We start from the raw sequence: 19,335 nt of genomic DNA on the forward strand, positions 1-19,335 counted from the left end.
TGACATGAGCCGCATAATGAATCTACATAATCGATATTTCACAAAACGCAGCTTCGAACAACAAGCACTATGCCTGACAAAGAGAGACTTCTCTGACCTTTTCAGCCAGACGTTCTGTAAACTCGCGAACCGTTGTGGGACACCAATAAGGATCGTGTCGATTCCAGCCCGAGGACGAGCCTTCGAAAGCACAACGCAAGATCTCTTCCCTTGTGAGTCGCCCCTTCAAATGGTTTTTTTGAAGAGCAATGCAGAATACCAATGGGGTCAAATCATCGAACGGCCCCCACCACAGGAGGAACAGTGGATCGTCGGGATGCAGATATGCGGTTTCGATCCACTTCTCCTCACAGATCGCCTTCGACAATGCCTTAACGATCTCCATCTCCACCGGATTGTTGGGCCATGCCGGATGTGGCGAAGTTCGAGCCTTCAATTGCTCGACAATTTGAACCAGCAAACCTTCGAGCAATGTGTCATGCGGACTCCCCGTGAAAATGCTTCGCAACAATCCACCCAGCAGAGGAATCCGATCAAAGCGGTCGCGTTCCCGCACCGGCGGCGGCCAGAGCGTCGGATACTTCAACGACTCCATTCCCATCACCCCCGCTTCAACCATGAATCTCCCGCCACTTCCGCTTTCCCACTGGAAAGAAAGTCGCTTCAGCCCATCTAACTATACCTGCACACTAACCAACTCCCAACATTCCATCAATTTCTGAATTGTCGTATTGTCCAACTCCCGAATTCCCGATAACTTCATCAACACAGTCGATTCGGAAACTGCTCTTCCGCCGTCGGCTTTGTTCAAGGGAGGCAGCCAACATGCGGAATTCGAGTTCACTCCTCACGAGTTGTTTACTCCTTTTGCTCACAGCTCCCTGGATACACCCGCAGGTCCAGCAACTCGCAGCCTTCTGGGGCACTGCGGACGATTCTGCGAACTACCTTTTCATCCGGCCTGAGCCTGCTCCCGAGAATCCTGCTCTCTTCCAGCTCTTCGCGACTTCATCTCTCATTGCCTCAGCCTCGAATACCTATGGCCGGGAACCTGCCGAGCTGGTCCATGATCATCAGCAGGGAAAGGTTCGATTTGAACTCTGGGGGTTTGATCCGGCGACTCAAACGACCCGTCAAGTTCGGGCCATTGTTCAATCACATGACGTCTCTTTGTGCCTGAGCCCCCTCGAGGTACTTCCTGATGATGTTCATTACGAAGCCAGACTTTTCTGGAGCAAACTGGTGGACGGGCAGATGTCAGTTCCTCTCCAGTTCGATTTTCCACGTTTTGCGCCCCATGAGCTGCGATTCTAACGAGACTTCAGCGGCCAATTGATCGCGAAAGCCCGTGGCCTCCCGATTGTGCCGGGAAAACGGTAAGTTAATTGTCAGGGTTTTTCGTACTTGATGCCGCAAGACATCTCCCCTGGACAACGACTTATCAGACCGGGCCAGATTCGCATGACGATTGAATTTTTGTGCGTCCACTGCCAAGCGCACATCCGCGTCCCTGATCGCGCCGGAGGGCGTGGTGGTGAATGCCCGCGTTGCCGCAAAAAGATCAAGGTTCCGAAAAAGTCGACGCTCCCGGCTGCTCCACCAGAAGCAGCACCTGCTCCAGTTGCCGCGGCAGGCCCTGCCACAAAATCCTCAGCTGCGACCAGAACGAGTTCGTCAGCCATACCTGCCGCTGCAAAAGTCGCATCCATCCCCAAGCCCAACGAGCACGACGAACTCGAAGTCGAGTTCTCATCGGTCGATGAAGCAACCGGCGAAGAAGTTTCCCCCACTGCTTTCAGGCATGCGGCACCATCCAGCGCGAGCAGCGCTGTCTCACCAGTCGAGGTCACACAGACAGCTTCCAAGAAACCGAGAACAGTCAAAGTTCGTCGTCGCGGCGACAGCACTGGTCTGCTCATGGGGGTTGTGGCTGTCATTCTGGTGACCTGCCTGGGTGGAGCGGGCTATTGGTGGTCGACTCAAAAATCGATCTTGAAAGAACAGGTCAAAGCCTACGCACAAGCGCCCGAATCTATCCCGAAGGTCTCTGTTCGCTCGACATCACTCATGGTGGATGAAGCGACTCGCGAGAAGGTGTTCAGCGCTCTGGAGCGAAACCAGCTCCCGCTGTTGAGTTCCGTCATGGAAATCTACATCTCCGCCAAAGGGGATGAACTCGACATTGCTGTCAATCGAGGCAAGCAGACTCAATTTGTCGCCGTCGAAATTCCGATACAGTCTCCCATTCGAGAGTTTCTTAAGATGAACTTCGAGTCGCTGGCCAAGCCTCAACTGGACCTGCTGAAGACTTCCGGCAGCGAATTCATCGAAGCGTATGGCCGTCAGCTATCTGGCAAGGGAACACCCGGCGAAATTCCCCGCTTTCGAGATTCTTTCGCTTTGCCACAACTTGTGGGGCCACTGGGGTTCCATCTCGTGGCGAAAACCGGCGATGGCAACTCTTACCGCTGTGTGGCCGAGCAGGGGCCGCTCCTCTGGTTCCTCCTCCCGTCTGGTGTGAAAAATTTTATTGTCGAAGGCCGCCCGATTGGCAATCAAACGCTATTGCCTGTGCAACTGCAGGTCACCGTGACCTCTGATCCTCTTCCTGATTCCGCTGCTGACCCAGTCAATCCTCCGGATGCAGCGCAGCCCGCGCCTGGGAACATGGAAATGAAAGACGACACGAAGGGAATGAACGAACCCCAGGAGAAGCCCGAGAAACAGGGGATGAATATGGAGATGAAGTCCGATCCGGAAATGAAGCCCTAAGCGGAAATGCAGGCACTTTCCAGGACGACTGCGGACAAATGAACTTTCGTTGGCGATGAGAATCTTGCGTCTTCTCCTCTCGCTCTTGAACTCACCTCGGGATAAACTCTGCCAGCAAACTCAACCTATTCACCGCAAGTTTCCACACTCAGGGAACCAGTTCCTGTTTACGAACTTGCGGACGACACGGATCCTGAGCAGGTCAATCTCACGTTATGATTCCTTTGTATGATTCGATCTCGGCTCGTCGTCTGAGTGTGACCAATTACGGAATCATTGCAGCCTGCGCTGCCGTGTTTCTCATTCAGTTTTGTGCCGCTGGTCGCGATCAACAGATTATTGAAGACTTCGGTCTCATGCCGATCCGTGTGACGTCCGGGAATCAGGCTTACGTCGCCCGGCTGACCCCATTGACTGCGAATTCCACGGATGCGATCGGTTCAACTCCCAAGCCCGATCTCGCCCCGATTGTGCTGACAATCGAGCCATCGCCTGTTTCTCCACTGGCAACTCTGGTCACGAGCCTTTTTCTGCATGCGGGCTGGCTGCAACTACTCATCAATCTGTGGTTTCTGGCGATTTTTGGAGATAACGTCGAAGACCGGTTCGGGCATGTGGGCTATCTCTGCTTCTACCTGTTGTGCGGTGTTTTTTCGGGGCTGCTGGTTCTGTTTATGGGAAGTGAGTCTGTTCAGATCACAATTGGTGCTGCAGGTGCTGTGGCAGGTGTGATTGGCGCCTACATGGTGATTTTTCCGAGTGCCCAGATTGTGACTCTCACACCCTTTGGCAAGATGTTTCGCCGCATTCAGGTCCCAGCGATTTATCTCGTGATTGTATGGATCATTCTACAATGGGCTCTCTCTCGTATCGGGCACTTTCCGCTGATTGAAATGACATGGTGGACTCACCTGGGTGGTCTTGTAAGTGGGATCATTCTGGCTGCGGTTCTGCGTGCGTTTGGCTGGCTGCAAGCCGGCGAACTCCACGATCCATTCGCAGAACGCGGTTACTATTAAAGCTGTAGAACATGGCTCATCCGCCTCCTCTCATTCTGGCCAGCACATCAAAGTACCGGCGAGAACTCCTCGAACGCCTGCGGATTCCCTTCACCTGCGAGCCACCGGGAGTTGATGAATCTCGATGGAAAGAGCAGCGTCTTGAGGCCTCTCGCCTGGCTCAGGAACTGGCGACTGCAAAATCACAGGCGGTGTGGCAGAAACATCCCGATTCGATCGTCATTGGCAGTGATCAAGTCGCAGAAATCTCGGGCGAGATCCTCGATAAGCCGGGAAGCTTTGATCGAGCTGCCCAACAACTCCAAAGGCTGGCTGGCCAGACTCATTCCCTATGGACCGCAGTGGCCATTTCCTCTCCCGAAGGTTGTCAAAGTTTCCTCGACCAGACGCTCCTCACGATGAGGGCACTTACGCAGGATGAGATTCACCGGTATCTCACCGCAGATAAGCCTTTTGATTGTGCGGGCAGCTACAAACTGGAATCGCTGGGAATCAGCCTGTTCGAAAAGATCATCTCTGCTGACCAGACAGCCATTATCGGGCTGCCTCTCATGGCGACGGCGCATCATCTGCGCCGACGGGGTTATCAAATCCCCTGAAGTCTACGGGATTGCCCCAGAACGATTGTCCTCGAACTTTTTTCTGGCGATTAGCCGATAATTGCAGCAGTGAGCTTATCGAACTCTTCGACTTTTGCCGCGAGGACATCAATGCTGCGCGACCAGAATTCTGGCTGGGTGAGATCGAATCCGAACGAGATTTTGACGGCGTCTTCAGCATCCATGCTTCCCGTACACTCCAGGAACTTCACAAAGTCCGCAGCGAATGCTGGTCCCCGGCTTTTTCCTTCCGAAAAGAGACCCAGCGAGAGCAGATATCCGAAAGTGTAGGGGAAGTTGTAAAACGGAATACCCGTGAAATAGAAATGGAGCTTCGAGGCCCAAAAACGAGGATTCCAGCCATCTTCTGCCAGGGCATCCAGGTAAGCTTCTTTCTGAGCAGCGACCATCAACTGGCTCAAATCATCGGCAGAGAGTTCGCCGTTTCGTCGGGCTTTGTGGAAGTTGTCTTCAAAGATAAACCTGGCGTGAATGTTCATCAGAAAGGCCACACCATCAGCCAGAGCCGCATCGAGTTGGCACAACCTGTCGTACGGATGTTGAGCCTGCTGCATGCGGGCATCGGCAAGGACAGCTTCAGCAAACGTACTGGCTGTTTCGGCGAGATTCATCGGGTAATCAGCGAGCAGATATGGGACATCTTTCAGCACATACGAGTGATAAGCATGACCCAGTTCATGGGCCAGAGTCGACATACTATCGGCCGTCTCTGTGTATGTCATAAACATTCGGGATTGCCCCGCCGCCCGATATCCCGTGCAGAAAGCACCTTGCCGCTTACCAGCTCGATTGACGGCTTCCGACCAGCCATCTCTGAGTGCCATCTGGGCAAAGTCCTGCATGTGCGGACTGAATGAGCCAAACGCACTCACGATCTGCTCACAGGCCGATTGATAAGGCAATTTTTCCGGCATCTGCCCCGGTTGACGAGGCAATGGAGCCGTCAGGTCGTACCACGCCAGCTTTTCCAAACCCATGAGACGGGCTTTGGCCCGCAGATATTTGAGGAGAACAGACTTCTTTTGAGTAATCACGCTCCACATCTGATTCAACGTGGCCCGGCTCATTCGATTCCACATCAGCGGCGAAACCAGATGGTCTTCAACACCCAACTGGTCATAGATCGTCAAGCGTGTTCCCGCGATATGGTTGATCGCCTCAGCGCAGAGATTCTCAATCGATTTCCACGCCACGTCGGCAGCAAAGTAATTTGACTGACGCTCAGCACGATCAGGACTGTCGAACTGAACCTGGCTGCATGATTTTTCGACCAGCCGCCCCTTTTCGAGCAACTGAATCTTCAGTGCTCCCGAAATGCGATCGTACAGGCGACCCCAGGCATGGAGTCCATCGACTGCCAGTTGATTGGCGAGATTCTCTTGAGCTTCCGGCAACCGCATACGAGCCGCCCGCTGACGCAGTTTCCACGCATAGGTTCGCTCAAAAAGCCAGGGCTCCTTCGCCACAAAAGCAATCAGATCCTCCTCGCTGAGCGTTCGAAAAGCCGCTTCAATCAACGCTCCCACCTGCTCACGCAAGGGAGCCAGCGATGAGAGTTCTGCTTCAATTCTTTGAAACTGGGCATTTGTCGCATCGCTCGCACAGTAGCATTCGACGTGAGACCTGAGATCCGAAATGGTGGTTTCCATGTCTTCAAACTGCGCCAGCAGTTGGCACCACACGTGGGCAGCATCGGGAGCGATCTCTGGTACGGCTGTCAGTTGTGCCACAAGGCCTTCGAGACCTTTCTTTGCGCTGACAAGTTTCTGCTGAAATTCAGCCGTTCCTAAAGCTGGCAGCAGAGAATCCAGATCCCAGACTTCACTGTAAACCACTGTCTCTGAGCCCGACATTATGGATGTACCCCAAGGTGGTGATGGCTGTTCATTATCTGCTTTGATCGAACGCGTGAATCGCAGCCGCTCCTGCTCAACATATTGTGGACAGAAACAGATCGAGCTGCCAGTGATCCCAACCAGAACTCGAGTCGACCTTTCGTTTGAGGAAGATCTGCAGCAATTTCCCCGCACAGCTTTCGACGGCTGTTGAGTGGCACCGGCCCCCGGAATCAGACTACTCTTCGTCTCAGCGACTACAGAAACTCGCTGACTCTCTTCGAATTCCACTGTTCTCCACCGGATCTAAAGTTCTCCATACAATGCCAACTGAAACCTTCACTGACTCACCGCCCGACAAAAAGAGCTCTCGCTCTGCACTCGGACTCGTCTTTCTGACGGTCTTCATCGATCTCCTCGGCTTCGGGATCGTGCTGCCACTTATGCCCAGGTACGCTAGACATTTCGAGGCAACCTTCTTCCAGCTTTCGATACTTTCGACCTGTTTTTCAGCGATGCAGTTTCTTTTTTCACCGCTCTGGGGCCGGCTGTCCGACCGAATCGGCCGCAGACCTGTAATAGTTTTAGGCCTTGCCAGCACCGCCTTTTTCTATCTCTTGTTTGGCCTCGTCACTCAATGGGGTGTGCATGGGACAATTCTTGGTCTTTCACCACTGATCTGGCTTTTCATTACTCGCAGTGGTGCCGGGATTTCAAGTGCCACAATTTCCACCGCCCAGGCTTATATTGCCGACTGCACAGGCAAAGCCGAGCGTGGCAAAGGAATGGCTCTGATTGGACTCGCCTTCGGGATGGGATTTACATTTGGCCCACTCCTGGGTGCCATGTTTGTGAGCAGTGATCCTCAAAGCACACCGACTCCAGCCCCCGCATTTGTTGCCGCATCGCTGTCATTTATCGCGTTTTTGGCCGCTCTGTTTCTGCTTCCGGAATCACTACCACGGGCTGACCGCATCAATCATCTCGAAGCGACCGAGATCATCCCACTCTCCAAACGATTAACAGCAGTTCTGGCTCAACCCGTCATTTTAATTCTGCTGCTGACCAGTTTCATCGCGAACTTTGCATTTTCCATCTTTGAGGCCACTCTCTCGTTACTCACGAAGCAGCTGGGGTATTCTGACCAGGGAAACTTCTTTATTTTCGCATACGTGGGGATCACTCTCACACTGGCACAGGGACTTCTCGTAAGGAGGCTGTTGCCGCGTGTGGGCGAAGTTCGCATGACGATTGCCGGAATTCTTCTCATGGGTCTGGGCCTTGCGGGAGTTGCCTTGAGTGGCCTGATCAGTCAACAAAGTCTGCTCTGGGTTGCTATTCCGATCGCCATGATTGGCTTTGCCGCGACAACACCTTCAATCCAATCGCTACTTTCACTTTCCGCTTCGAAAACAGAGCAGGGGGGAACCTTGGGTTTGGGTCAAAGTGCCTCTGCCCTGGCTCGCATCTGCGGGCCCTTTTTGGGCTTCCCACTCATCGAAATGAACATCTCTTCGCCTTACTTCGCTTCGACGTTGCTCCTCACCTTGAGCCTGTTCATCTTCCTGCTGATTGCCTCGCGTTTACCGGACAGCACAGGTCAAAGTTCCACTGTTACCGCTCACTGACATGAGGACTTGGCGTGACATCAATCACGATCATGGATCGGGATGAGATCAAAACCTAAGGAGAAACCTCGCACTTATCCCAGCGATCTCTGGTGAAAAGCCTGAAACTGAAGCAAGAGGAACTGAGATCCCGGGCACATCATTTGAGACTCTTCTCTCAACAAAAATGTGGCTCAATACAAAAAGAAGGCTCGACCATCGATGGCCGAGCCTTCCTCATCAAGAAATTTCCGCTGGCAATTACTGCTTGATCGATTCCAGATAAGCAATCAATGAGGCCAGATCTTTCACCGTCAGCTTGCTCACCAGATCGACAGGCATCATCGAGAGTTCCAATCGGGTTCGCTCGTCGATATCTGCTTTCTGAACGACCGTTGGGACTCCGGTAATGCTGCGCAGCTCGAGGTCATCGCCACCTTCTCTGGTAACGAAACCACTTAACGTTCGACCGTCTGTCAGAAGGAATGACTGCGTCTCAAACCCTTGAGCAATTTTCTTACTGGGGAGAATGATCGATTCCGCAAGCTCGGCTCGGTTGTAACGAGCGGTGATTCCCGCGAGGAGCGGGCCCTTGATCGTCTCTTTACTCGAAACCGAATGGCAGGCGATGCATCCCTGGCGTTTGAAAAGCCGGGCTCCCAGCTTGGCATCGCCTTTGTGCTTCTCCAAACCGGCAACCACGTCTTCCAGCGAAAGTGTGCCCACGAGAGGCTCATTGGGATCGACAGGCCGATCCAACTCCATCTTCTCAGAGGCAAATCGTGCTGCAGCCGCAATGGCTCCATTCTCATTGGTTGTGAATTGCCGCACCTGAATCGCCTGAGACTCAGCCTGTGTGCGAGCCACTGCTTTCAGCAATGGCACAATGGATTGAGGCGAAGCATACGCCCGCTGAAAAGTCGCCAGAATCTGATCCCGTACAACCGCTGGTGTTCGCGAAGCTTCGACCAGCGAAAGAAGTACCGACCAGGCCACTTCCTGATCACCAGGCGAAGCATCAAACGCTCTTTCCGTCAGCAGAGGGACATTCTCGACGTGCCGGGCATCCTGCAGATACTCTGTCCACAAGTTTGCCTGATCGTTGGGGAGCTCATCACTGGGAACTGTCTTACCAAAGCTTGCCAGCAAGCCCTTGGCAGCCTGCGGATCAGGAAGCCGGGTCATCAGGCCACGAATCGCTGCTGATCGCGTTGCCCAGTCATTTGACTCAGAAAGTGCAGCCGCCGCAAGCAGATCCAACGTAGGACTTGTTCGATCATCGGTGGATGCCAGAAGTCGAATGGCCTGCGAATAAAAGTTGCGATCAGACTGAGCCAGTTTCAGCAGAGCTGGCACAATTTTTGGGGAAGGGACTCGATGGCGCCTTAACTCTTTCACCAGATGCTTCAGCGTATCTCCCGTATCGGTTTCGAGGGCGCTCTCAAGTGCGATTCGAATCTGATCACTTTGAGACCAGGTGACAGGCTTAAAGTAAGGCCCCGTCGTATCGGGACGCGTTCCCCACCATTTTTTATCCCAGGGGGCTTCCTGGAAGTACAACCGACACAGAGCCGTCCGCACGAGCTGTTGCTGTTGTTCAGTCCCACTCGACACGAGTTCGAGAAGCCGATTGACAATCCGTGGATCGTGTAACCTTTTGGCCACGTCAATCACACCGGCAAACACTTGGGCATCACGAGTCCCGAGAGCGTTGACGATCACTTCAATCGGGCTCAGCGAGACCAGAACTTCCTTCGCCACATGGGCCACGACGGCATCATCATTCGCCAGCACAGGAATGATCTGAGGAGCTGCCGCTGTCCATTGTTGCCGGCCAATAGCCGTCAGTGCTGCCCTGATGACTCGAGGATGACTCGACGACAAACCAGCCACCACGAATCCCTGATTCGCCTTGGGCGAATCACCCAGGGCCAACATTACGGCCTCCTGGCATTCTTCCTGAGTGTACAGCTCTTCCAGAGCCTTGACGGCCTCAATCGTGTCGATCTGACCAAGTGTAAAAACTGCCGCCAGCCGGCCAGTTTTAGGCACGCTGCCAACTTGTAACGCCAGGTTTTTCAGTGCAGCCACCTGCTGTGAAGCATCCGGACGCCGGAGCAGTTCACGCTGGGCAGCCAGACGAGTCACTCCTTGTTCATGGCCAACAAGAGCGACGAGTTCTTTCATCGAGAGTTTGCTGAAGTCGACCGACTGATCGCTTCGCTGTGTGCCTCGCGGAGTCAGCAGCAGCACATAGCCCACATCAGGTTTATCAAAGTCAAAACCACCATTTCTCCAACTGGCAATGTAGATCCTTCCTGAAGCATCAATCTCCATATCTGTCGGGCGAGGAACATGCACAAATGGCTCTTGTTCCGCCTTGAAAGTGGAGCCTGCCGGTGTCAACGGATGTCGGAAAATGATGCTGCGGCCCCAATCGCAGGTGTAGAAGCTGCGACCCAGCGGTGAGGGGAGGGAGGGATCATCAATGTAAACCGAACCACAGGGCGAACCACCCCCGAAATCGGCCAGACAATCGACACGGTCTTCGGGGAAGTTGATGAACTGTGAGGGATAGCCGTAGTTTCCAAACGGAACGACGTGCGAAAGTCTGACATTCCAGCCGCCGCCATCATTCGTATTGTCTCGGGTGAGCAGATTCATCTCTGGGTCGATGGCCACGTCATAAATGTTCCGCTGACCGCGCGAGACAATCTCCAGATCTGTGCCATCCGGCTTCACCCTGACCACACCGCCACCATGCAGTTGCAAGGTTTTGCCATCTTTGGTTTTGGCTTCATAAAAGCCATAATCACCCACGGCAATGTAAAGGTAACCATCAATTCCCATCTGCATGCCATTGGTGGTATGGTCTGCACCGCGGAACTTCAGATCAAAGCCAATCCCGTCAACCAGCACCTCACTCTTTTCAGACTTTCCATCACCATCGCGATCATGGAAGGCCGTCACAAAAGGAGGATGCTGCACATACAACGTGCCATCATCCCACACGAGGCCACGCGGGCTGTCGAGTTCACAGAAGGTGATGAATTCGTCGGCCTTGCCATCGCCATTGGTATCGCGGCAGCGAACAATCTTGCCCTTTTGAGGCTTGGCACCCAACGAACCATTCAAATCCACACCGACAAACACCAACCCGTCAGGTGATGTCGTCAAACAGGTGGGATAGGAAATCTCTGGAGGTGCAGCAAAGATCGTCGCTTCAAACGATGGTGGCACTTTGACCCCACTGAGCAGGGGATCTCCCGACACAGCCTTAGGTTTAAGATCCACCACCGCATCGACAGTCTGCTCAATCATTTTTCCGGAGTGAACTTCGAATTCCCAGAAGCTCCCCCAGCCCCCATGAGTGCTGCCCAGATAGACCAGCCTGACGTACTTGACCTGGTCTGCCGACACCTGATAGCTGGCATCGCTGCCAGGAACAGCCTTTTGACTCTGATCAACCAGAGGTGACCACACTTTTCCATCGACCGAAGTCTCGACTCGAAACTTGTAGCCCCCTTCAGGGCTTTCCCAGGCAATGCGAATACCAGCAATCGATTTCGGCTCTCCCAGATCCACCTGCCAGGTGTAACCTGATCCCCCATTGGGAGCACACCAGCGTGTCTCTTCATCGCCGTCGACAGCAAACTTCGGATCACGCTCTTCCTGTGAACCCGATGCAGTGGCCGTCTTCCCCAAGGCCAGATTCTCTGGCACCTTGATCACTCGGGGCGAGGATTGCGAGATCAGGTAATCATCATTGAGCTTATCGGCCGACCATAAGAGTCCCCGTGTCACGTAATTGAGAAATACGGGATCCTGCATTTCTTCGGCATAGTGACCCACCGTTGTGCCGAAAACACGTGTTTTCTTGTCGCCATACTCATTGACCCAGATGACACATTCGTCTTTTTTGGCAGAGCTTTTGCCATAGGCCAATGGGGTTGTGGTCTCACCAATTTTGGCGATGTTGTACAGTTCGCCCTTGGGAGTCATCCACTTGTTACCAAACCCTTTCATAATGGGATGTTCTGGTACGGCATTAACGACCTCAAAGGCGTAGTGAGCGCCATGCCCGTGAGATGTCACTCCTAGAAACTTGAACCACTCATCGGTTTTATCGCGGTAGCAGTGCATGGCACAGTGAATCACCACCGCCGGCAGACCGGCCTTGTGCGGCGCGAGAATCTTCTGCGTCCAACTCGCATCAGGGATGTCGGCAAAGCATTCGTTGTGAACGACGACGTCGAAGCCCTTAGCCCAGTCAGGATTTTCGTACAGTGGAATCTTGGCGTTGGTACTGCTGCCCCCCTGATGGACAATCTCCCATTGCACATTGGCGCGGGCCGAGATGCCTTCCGTCAGAATCTTTTTCTGGCGCTGGTAGTCGTGGCAACACCCACCCGTGACCAGCAAAGCCTTGAGAGTTTTGGCGGCCTTGGGTGCGGTCGTCTGGGGGATTTCCTCAGCGAATGCGCATCCCCTGGATGTCCGATATTGATTGGCATCAAGGGCCATCGGCACAATCAGAATGGAAAGCGCCCACCAGAAAGTTTTTCTCATCACGTTGTTCATCAAGCCCGATACCCTTCAAAAGATCAATACCACCTCATACTGCAAGTGCCGATGCTCAAGCAGATTTGCAGGATGCAAATTCTCGCTGGAAGCAGTTCCAGTGACCATCGGAAGAGAGCCCTGCATGGAAGCCTTTAAGATAGTGTTTTCTTCACTCAGAGGCGAGAGTCTTCTGGGAGTCACATCCAACCGATACAGCGTGCCTGAGGCTCAGGGGGCTGATCAAACGAAGCTCACATCACCTTTGGGGTGTTCATTGCTTTTGTTTTGTACCCGAAGACAAGCCACTGAAAGCTGTGGATTTGTCTCTGATTGCACGATACTTTTCTGAAATCAATGACTTGAATTGAACGTTCTGAATGCTTCCGGACCACTGTGATTGAGTTTGACCACTGTGATTGAATTTTAACAACTGTGATTGAATTCGAAGGTTATGTCATTGTGAAAGAGTTGTCGTTAGACTCCCTTGGCAACAAGTGACAGCAGACATCATCCGGATTTTGACCTGTCTGTTATCCTGTCCACGTCCAGCTTCCCGTCGATCATCTCCAATCGATTATCCAGACATGAGGCCGATATGAGCCTGGCAAACTATATTGAACGCGACATCGAATCGAGAATCCGCAATCACCGGGAATTGCCCTGCGCCATGACATTGCAGTGTCTGGCAACACACTACAACGTCAGTTTGACACCCGTACGAGAAGCGACTGAGTCTTTGCTGCAGCGCGGGTTGCTCGTCAAAATGGGGAACCGCCGTTTAGCAGTCAGCAGTCACCTGGCCGACGTGCCACTGGATTCCGAAGATCATCTCGCACCACCCCCGCCAATTGACTGGGATCAGGTCATCACGCGCCACATTCTCCTGCTGAGTTTGCGTGGCGAAGCGATTTTCATGCGTGAAGAAGCTTTAGCCGAGCGGCTCGAAATCGGTCGTACATTGCTCAGGCAAGTCTTCAGTCGCCTCGCGGGTGCTGGCATTATTGATCATGTCCCCCGCCGGGGATGGCGGGTTCGACCTCTGAACGAAGCAGACCTGGCCGCTTATCTGGATGTCCGCATCACTCTCGAAAAACGGGCTCTTGAACTTGCCATTCCGCGACTGGTGAAAGCCGATCTGGAGACAATGCTGGCTGGCAACTTGCCTCTCGACGGATCGTCAACGCCCCGGCTCGACAATCAGTTGCACCAATATTTTATCGAGAAAAGTGAGAATCGTTATATCCGGGATTTCTTTGCCAGACATGGTGGATATTACCGGGCACTTTTTGATTACGCGGCTCTGGGTGCTGACGTCATCGCGGAAATGGCAACACAGCACAGGCAGATTCTTTCGGATCTGATCAAGGGTGAAAACGAACGGGCAATTTCAGGGCTGGCCGAGCATATCCGCAGTCAGCAGCCAGCGGTGAAACAAGTCATCACCCATCTGGAATCCCAGGCGATGAAAATGGAGAAATCGCAATCTCCCTCAATGATTTCATCACTCCGGGAACATTCGAGGACCACAGCCTCAGAAGTTGCTGAAGCCAACCCCGCCTTAGAGAAAAGCTTCCAGAAATCTCCCGATTACCAACAGGCTTACACCGAATAGAAGCATGGTAATGGCCCTCATTCCTGGAAGATCAATCCCACTTTAAGTGGCTCTGGAATGACTTGCCCATCTTTGGGCCGAAATGAAGTTTTCGAGCTTCAATGTTCCCAGGACGAGGCTGGAAACACTCTTTTCACGAGCGACAAACTCGACAGCCAGTTGAGGATCAAGCTGCCCGGAAGCCAGCCCTTTTTTGACGAGCACAATGACCCCGGCCTCATGAGCTTCCCGCATGACATCCAGATGACTGACATTCTGCTGATGGAACTCCACCATCAGTGCATCGGCCCAGCCAAGTGCCAGCTTCGCTCCGGCCGGAGTCTTGCCCGAGAGTCCGATTCGCAGGACATCACCTCGTTTTCGAAATCTACAAAGCGTTTCAACCACGGGTGTTTGAGTTAAAAGCTCTTCATCATTCCCGGGTGAGTGAATCAGCACCAGATCAAGAGCCTCCGTTTGGAGACGACGAAGACTTTGTTCGATCGACCGCTCGACTGCTTTCTGCGAAAAATCGTAGGTTGAAACACCAGCGGCAAAAGATTCGCCAACTTTTGTCGAAAGGAGAAATTCCTTCCGGCGATGGGCCAGATGCCTGCCGATGCGCTCTTCACTCAGCCCGTAGGCAGGTGCCGTATCGATGGCCTGGCAACCATGATCCAGCAGCTCATTCAACAATCGGCCCGCCGCTGCGTCGTCGGGGAGATCATATCCTTGCGGATACTTCGCCCCTTCATTGCGTCCGAGCTTAAATGCACCAAAGCTGATGAATGGCCAGGACAACGGCTGATCAGGCAACATGACGCACCGGCGACGATACGGGATAATCCAGCCAATCAGACTGCGACTCCCAGATGGGTTTCGCCACGCATGGGCGCTGCCAATCTGCGAGAGAGGAGGGGTCAAAGCGATGCTCGGGCTCGTGAGATTGAATCGCTTGCGACAACTCTTCAGCCAGAACAGGAGCCAGCACCAGTTTGGTTGGCCAGCCTGTGGTCACATTCCCTGCAAAGAGCAACTGAATATTCTCGGGGCGTGAACCACCAGAAACGGCCCCTTCCGCACGATCAACACGATAGGTGGACCACTGCGTGTTTTTGAGTGACACACCGGGGAGAACATCTGTGATTTCCGAAATCGTGTGAGCCACCAGATCGACGGGCTCCATACCCACACCATCTTCAGCCACCTGCCCACCAATCTGCCAGACACGCTCGCCCTGAGAAGTCAGGTCAGAGGTGATCGTCACACGGGTCTTTGCGCCATCCACACAATGCCCGTTCAGTTCTGGCAGGTCACCACGTGCCAGCACCATGTGCAAGGGGCGTCTCTGCATTGCCGAAGTTGACAATCCGGCACGCGCCCGGAGTTCGGCATTGCCAGCTCCGGCCGCCAGCACCACATGCCCGGGCCTCAATCGCAATTCGTTCCCCGATTGCGGATCAACCACTCGGATGGCTTTAATTTCTCCGGGAGAATCCAGTTCAAATTCTAAATGGTCAGTATCACACTTCAGGATTCGATCCCGGTACTGATGGAAGAGATCCTGAATCATCGAACAGGGAGAAATCACCTGCTCACCCAGGCGAGCCACACCACCGGGGACCTGTGCCAGGCAATCCGGCCTCTCGTGGGCTGCGAGTTTTTCAGGAGTCACCGCGAGGCCCACTCGGGCTCCAAGCATCCCGACTCTCGATGACAGGCTCTGCGTATGCCACAGGTAACAGAACTCGCTGCGAACGGTCGTGTTTTTCAGCGAAGGTAAGCCTGGAGCGCCTTGAAGAGCTTTTCGCCAGAGACCGGGCATCTCACGAATCTGACTCGCTGATCGAGTCAAAATGCCTTGCAAAGTGTATTTCAGGCCACCATGCAGAATTCCCTGTGAAGCAATCGTCTGACCCGATCCCAGTTCATGGGCCTCAAACAGGACAACGTGCTGCCCTCTTCGCGAGAGCACATCCAGCAGCCAAAGGCCTGCAACACCGCCCCCAAAAATGACTGTATCAAGCTTCATCACCACGCTCCGCGTGCCACGACCGTCTCCCAGACGGATCTCAATATGTTCAGTTGTAATCACTTTCCCAGAATGTGCAAAGATCGAACATTTGCTGACGAAATTGCCATTTCAGTGGCCGGGAACGCACCTCAATGAATCTGAGGAATACTTCCCGGCTCGGCGTACGACTCAGACATCTTCCCATGCGGATCACGCCCGGAATGGCTATGATATGCGCGTCAGTTATGATCGAATCAGTTGACGGGATGAACAGATTTTTAAATCGACCAGGCAAAGCGATTGCCTGTGACTCTTCAGATCTGGATAAACAATTCCATGGCGAAATGTCTCGTAACGGGTGGTGCCGGCTTCATCGGCAGCCACATGACCAGAGCGTTGTTGAATGCCGGGCACGATGTCACCATTCTCGATAATCTTTCGACCGGGCAGGAAGTAAATCTACGCCCGTTTCGTGACCATCCGCGATTCAAACTGGCCATTGGTTCGATTACTGATTCTGTGCTCCTCTCCGAAGTCATGCTCGGCCAGGAGATTGTCTTTCATCTGGCGGCTGCCGTGGGAGTCAAACTGGTCGCTGACGACCCCGTCCGCACGATTCAGACCAACATCTACCCGACTGAGGAATTGCTGCGGCTGGCTGTTCAGAACAGATGCCGGGTCTTTATGGCTTCCACCAGTGAAGTCTATGGCAAGAATCCTAAAGAGCGTTGGACCGAAGAAGACGATCTCCAGTTCGGCCCCACCTCCAAACCACGCTGGGCTTATGGCTGCTCTAAAGCCATTGATGAGTTTCTGTCGCTGGCTTACCACCGAAAGTACGACCTGCCTGTCGTGATTGGCCGTTTTTTTAACGTCGTTGGGCCACATCAGATTGGGCATTATGGCATGGTTGTGCCTCGCTTTGTCGATCAGGCACTCAAGGGTGGCCCGATTGTCATTTATGACGATGGGTCACAGGTTCGCTGTTTTGGCCATGTCGAAGAAGTTGTTCGCAGCGTGATCGACTTAATGCATACGCCGGCAGCCTTTGGAAAAGTTTTCAATATCGGTAGCGATCAGCCAGTGAGTGTCCGTCAACTGGCGGAGAGAGTGATCGCCCTTGTTGGCCGACCTTGCGAAATCAAGCACATTCCCTACACAGAAGCTTACGGGGCCGACTTTGAAGATGTTCAACGTCGTGTTCCAGACCTGACGCGACTGGAATCCACGTTGGGCAGAAAACCTGTCCGTACACTGGATGATATCCTCAAGGACATCATCCAGTGGAAGCGGAGTAGTGAACCAGGTTCTGCCTGACCAAAAACGTCAGATAATGGATTGGCCCTCGCCCGCGAGCGAGGAACTCCTGACATGGTTCTGCTCTGATAATGGCGGCTCATGTCACGACCGATGACCCGGCAAACAGGAAATGCATGACGTCATTGCCACCCCTTGATCGACCCAAGGCCAGCGGTTCCGGTGAATTCAACACCCCAGCCGAACCTTACCTGTTTGATGCAGCGGAAGATCTGTCACCGCTCCTCAAACAGGGTCGCTCGATTGAGCCACTTGTCATGGCGATTGCCTTTCTGGCACTTCTACAACCTCTCTCATTGGCATCTCCCGATGTGGAAGGTTCTGCCTGGATGCTCAGAGCGGTCTCGTTAGCGAATTCAGAAAATTCGAGCGAGTGGCTCATTCCCGGAATATCCGAAAAACTTCCAGCTCGCTTTTTGCCCCCCGGAATCACCTGGCTGCAGGCCTGTTTTCTGAAACAGTTCGGGGTGCAGAACTACTGGTATCTGCCACTCATCTCGTACCTGGCTGGTGCCTGCGGTATCTGGTGGAGTTGGCGTCTCGTTCGACTTCTGGCCGATTCCCGCATGGCGCTGATCATGGTCGTCATGCTATCGGTGCATGGCCAGCTTTTCCGGATTGTAGGAAGCGCTGCTCCCTGGGCACTTTGCTGGGCATTAACGATTGCCGCTCTTTTGCTATTCAGCCTGCATTTGAAAAAGTCACCCACGTTCTGGTCATGGCGGTTGGTGGCCTCAGGAGTGCTGGTGGGTGTTGCCATCTTGTGCGGAGGCATCCTGCCACTGGCACTGATTGGCCCTGTGGGTCTGGCTTGCGGGCTGCTTAACCAGATTCCTGATCCCAGATCGGCTTATACCGCTTCACCGCCAGCGCCTACGCTGGCCACTCGCGGAGTCTGGGGAACGGCCGTGGTGCTGTTGATTGCGGGGATGCTCGGCGGCTGGTGGATTTTATTCACCACGATTTCCTGGGGGTGGCCTGCATTTCAAAGCTGGTTCACAGGACAATTCGTTCATACAGAGACAACCTCAGAACTCCTGAATCTTCATGATTTTGTGGCCACTTCTGCCCGCTTAAAAGCCCGGCACACGTGGCTGGTATGGACGGCCCCTTTAATTGGCTGGCAGATTCTCGGGGTGCTGGTCCTCGTGAACTGGAAAGGGCATCGCTGGCCCGAGTCTATGACACAGTTCGTGAGACCCTGGTTGATCATGACGATGGCGATTGGCCTGGCAGGCTGGGGGTTCGTGATTATTCAGGATAACGAGCAGCAACTCTCACTGAACATGTGGCAAACGATTCTGCTGTTTTCCACCACTATGCTGGCCGTGATTGGGTTGGAGTCCATTCTCCGGCGCGAAACACGGGGCAGGGCACTGGCGATGCTCTCGATCCTGACCGCCATGTGGTGCGTCTGGGGGATTTACCAGAATCGGCATATTCGATTCACCATGGCGACTGCCTCTCTGTTTCTGCTGTTCTTCGCGGTGGCGGCAGGTCTCATCTGGTGGCGCACGATTCAGTTGCATTACGAAGCCCAGCGAAGGCGAGTCATTAAAGTTGTGATCGCATCACTTCTGGCAATTCAGTTTGTGTGGGGTTATGTCATGCTGGAACGTCCTCAGGAAGATGTCGCATGCCTGCAGGCGTTCACAAAGGTTCTGAGTTCAGCGGCTGCGGCGGATTCCGTCTGCATTGTTTCGCCTCAAGGTGTCGTCCCACCTCAAATCGAGCTGGCGGCTCGAGTGGCACAACCTCAAGCCAGAATTTCCATTCAGGCTGAGGCTTGTGAGTTCACGGACAGCTCACCCACGGCCAGCCACCTCGTTGTGGAATGGAGTCGTCGCGATCGCAAAGGTGTCTTCCGCGGTCCGACCGGGCATATGGTGGAATCCATTAACGAACCACTTCGCTTCCGTGGTCGCAGGCTTCTCATCTGGCAGATCCGTCCTCAGAATTCAGGGGTTTCACAGACAACAACCCGATTGGAATAGGAC

General features: G+C 53.6%; 13 protein-coding genes. 8 read left to right on the plus strand and 5 right to left on the minus strand.

What is annotated here, in order from left to right:
* Positions 1–67: 67 nt before the first annotated feature.
* Positions 68–619 (minus strand): hypothetical protein, encoded by a 552-nt coding sequence (locus tag A6X21_RS09255; protein ID WP_068847295.1) that lies wholly within the window; start codon positions 617–619, stop codon positions 68–70.
* Between the two features lie 206 nt (positions 620–825).
* Between A6X21_RS09255 and A6X21_RS09260 the strand changes: the two genes are divergently transcribed.
* From A6X21_RS09260 to A6X21_RS09275, 4 genes are all read left to right on the plus strand, one after another.
* Positions 826–1,314 (plus strand): hypothetical protein, encoded by a 489-nt coding sequence (locus A6X21_RS09260; RefSeq protein ID WP_068847296.1) that lies wholly within the window; start codon positions 826–828, stop codon positions 1,312–1,314.
* A gap of 147 nt (positions 1,315–1,461) precedes the next feature.
* The gene (locus A6X21_RS09265; RefSeq protein ID WP_131818264.1) at positions 1,462–2,772 is read left to right on the plus strand and encodes a hypothetical protein; all 1,311 of its coding nucleotides are present in this window, start codon (positions 1,462–1,464) and stop codon (positions 2,770–2,772) included.
* A gap of 215 nt (positions 2,773–2,987) precedes the next feature.
* Positions 2,988–3,791, plus strand: coding sequence for a rhomboid family intramembrane serine protease (locus A6X21_RS09270; protein WP_068847301.1), 804 nt, complete (start codon positions 2,988–2,990; stop codon positions 3,789–3,791).
* A gap of 11 nt (positions 3,792–3,802) precedes the next feature.
* On the plus strand, positions 3,803–4,390 hold the full coding sequence (locus tag A6X21_RS09275; protein WP_068847303.1) for a Maf family protein: 588 nt from the start codon (positions 3,803–3,805) through the stop codon (positions 4,388–4,390).
* Positions 4,391–4,440: 50 nt separating this feature from the next.
* Here A6X21_RS09275 and A6X21_RS09280 read toward each other — a convergent pair whose 3' ends face one another.
* Positions 4,441–6,264 carry a M3 family oligoendopeptidase gene (locus A6X21_RS09280; RefSeq protein ID WP_068847305.1) on the minus strand — a complete coding sequence of 608 codons (1,824 nt, stop codon included), beginning with the start codon at positions 6,262–6,264 and terminating at the stop codon, positions 4,441–4,443.
* 305 nt (positions 6,265–6,569) lie between these two features.
* On the opposite strand from A6X21_RS09280, the gene A6X21_RS09290 reads away from it, so the two are divergent.
* Positions 6,570–7,874: an MFS transporter gene (locus A6X21_RS09290; RefSeq protein ID WP_068847308.1), complete on the plus strand. Its 1,305-nt coding sequence runs from the start codon at positions 6,570–6,572 to the stop codon at positions 7,872–7,874.
* Between the two features lie 240 nt (positions 7,875–8,114).
* Here A6X21_RS09290 and A6X21_RS09295 read toward each other — a convergent pair whose 3' ends face one another.
* Positions 8,115–12,422: a DUF7133 domain-containing protein gene (locus A6X21_RS09295; protein ID WP_165603737.1), complete on the minus strand. Its 4,308-nt coding sequence runs from the start codon at positions 12,420–12,422 to the stop codon at positions 8,115–8,117.
* A gap of 589 nt (positions 12,423–13,011) precedes the next feature.
* On the opposite strand from A6X21_RS09295, the gene A6X21_RS09300 reads away from it, so the two are divergent.
* Entirely contained in the window at positions 13,012–14,028 is a 1,017-nt protein-coding gene (locus A6X21_RS09300) for a GntR family transcriptional regulator (RefSeq protein WP_068847310.1), read from the plus strand.
* A gap of 42 nt (positions 14,029–14,070) precedes the next feature.
* On the opposite strand, the gene A6X21_RS09305 is transcribed toward A6X21_RS09300, so the two are convergent.
* The gene (locus tag A6X21_RS09305; protein ID WP_068847312.1) at positions 14,071–14,826 is read right to left on the minus strand and encodes an aldo/keto reductase; all 756 of its coding nucleotides are present in this window, start codon (positions 14,824–14,826) and stop codon (positions 14,071–14,073) included.
* A complete protein-coding gene (locus A6X21_RS09310; protein ID WP_068847517.1) occupies positions 14,816–16,039 on the minus strand; it encodes an FAD-dependent oxidoreductase in 1,224 nt (407 codons plus the stop codon). The genes A6X21_RS09305 and A6X21_RS09310 overlap by 11 nt, the downstream gene beginning before the upstream one ends.
* Positions 16,040–16,357: 318 nt before the next feature.
* Between A6X21_RS09310 and A6X21_RS09315 the strand changes: the two genes are divergently transcribed.
* Together A6X21_RS09315 and A6X21_RS09320 are read left to right on the plus strand one after the other, a co-directional pair.
* Entirely contained in the window at positions 16,358–17,338 is a 981-nt protein-coding gene (locus tag A6X21_RS09315; protein ID WP_068847313.1) for an NAD-dependent epimerase/dehydratase family protein, read from the plus strand.
* A gap of 116 nt (positions 17,339–17,454) precedes the next feature.
* Entirely contained in the window at positions 17,455–19,332 is a 1,878-nt protein-coding gene (locus A6X21_RS09320) for an ArnT family glycosyltransferase (protein WP_068847315.1), read from the plus strand.
* Positions 19,333–19,335: the final 3 nt, after the last annotated feature.

The sequence above is a fragment of the Planctopirus hydrillae genome (assembly GCF_001707835.1).
GTDB lineage: Bacteria > Planctomycetota > Planctomycetia > Planctomycetales > Planctomycetaceae > Planctopirus > Planctopirus hydrillae.

What these genes read in the sequence shown, in the direction of transcription:
- A6X21_RS09275 (WP_068847303.1), top strand. Translation starts at nt 3,803, where the DNA reads ATGGCTCATCCGCCTCCTCTCATTCTGGCCAGCACATCAAAGTACCGG.
- A6X21_RS09280 (WP_068847305.1), bottom strand. Translation starts at nt 6,264, where the DNA reads ATGTCGGGCTCAGAGACAGTGGTTTACAGTGAAGTCTGGGATCTGGAT.
- A6X21_RS09265 (WP_131818264.1), top strand. Translation starts at nt 1,462, where the DNA reads ATGACGATTGAATTTTTGTGCGTCCACTGCCAAGCGCACATCCGCGTC.
- A6X21_RS09260 (WP_068847296.1), top strand. Translation starts at nt 826, where the DNA reads ATGCGGAATTCGAGTTCACTCCTCACGAGTTGTTTACTCCTTTTGCTC.
- A6X21_RS09300 (WP_068847310.1), top strand. Translation starts at nt 13,012, where the DNA reads ATGAGCCTGGCAAACTATATTGAACGCGACATCGAATCGAGAATCCGC.
- A6X21_RS09320 (WP_068847315.1), top strand. Translation starts at nt 17,455, where the DNA reads ATGACGTCATTGCCACCCCTTGATCGACCCAAGGCCAGCGGTTCCGGT.
- A6X21_RS09270 (WP_068847301.1), top strand. Translation starts at nt 2,988, where the DNA reads ATGATTCCTTTGTATGATTCGATCTCGGCTCGTCGTCTGAGTGTGACC.
- A6X21_RS09315 (WP_068847313.1), top strand. Translation starts at nt 16,358, where the DNA reads ATGGCGAAATGTCTCGTAACGGGTGGTGCCGGCTTCATCGGCAGCCAC.
- A6X21_RS09295 (WP_165603737.1), bottom strand. Translation starts at nt 12,422, where the DNA reads ATGAGAAAAACTTTCTGGTGGGCGCTTTCCATTCTGATTGTGCCGATG.
- A6X21_RS09290 (WP_068847308.1), top strand. Translation starts at nt 6,570, where the DNA reads ATGCCAACTGAAACCTTCACTGACTCACCGCCCGACAAAAAGAGCTCT.
- A6X21_RS09305 (WP_068847312.1), bottom strand. Translation starts at nt 14,826, where the DNA reads ATGTTGCCTGATCAGCCGTTGTCCTGGCCATTCATCAGCTTTGGTGCA.
- A6X21_RS09255 (WP_068847295.1), bottom strand. Translation starts at nt 619, where the DNA reads ATGGTTGAAGCGGGGGTGATGGGAATGGAGTCGTTGAAGTATCCGACG.
- A6X21_RS09310 (WP_068847517.1), bottom strand. Translation starts at nt 16,039, where the DNA reads ATGAAGCTTGATACAGTCATTTTTGGGGGCGGTGTTGCAGGCCTTTGG.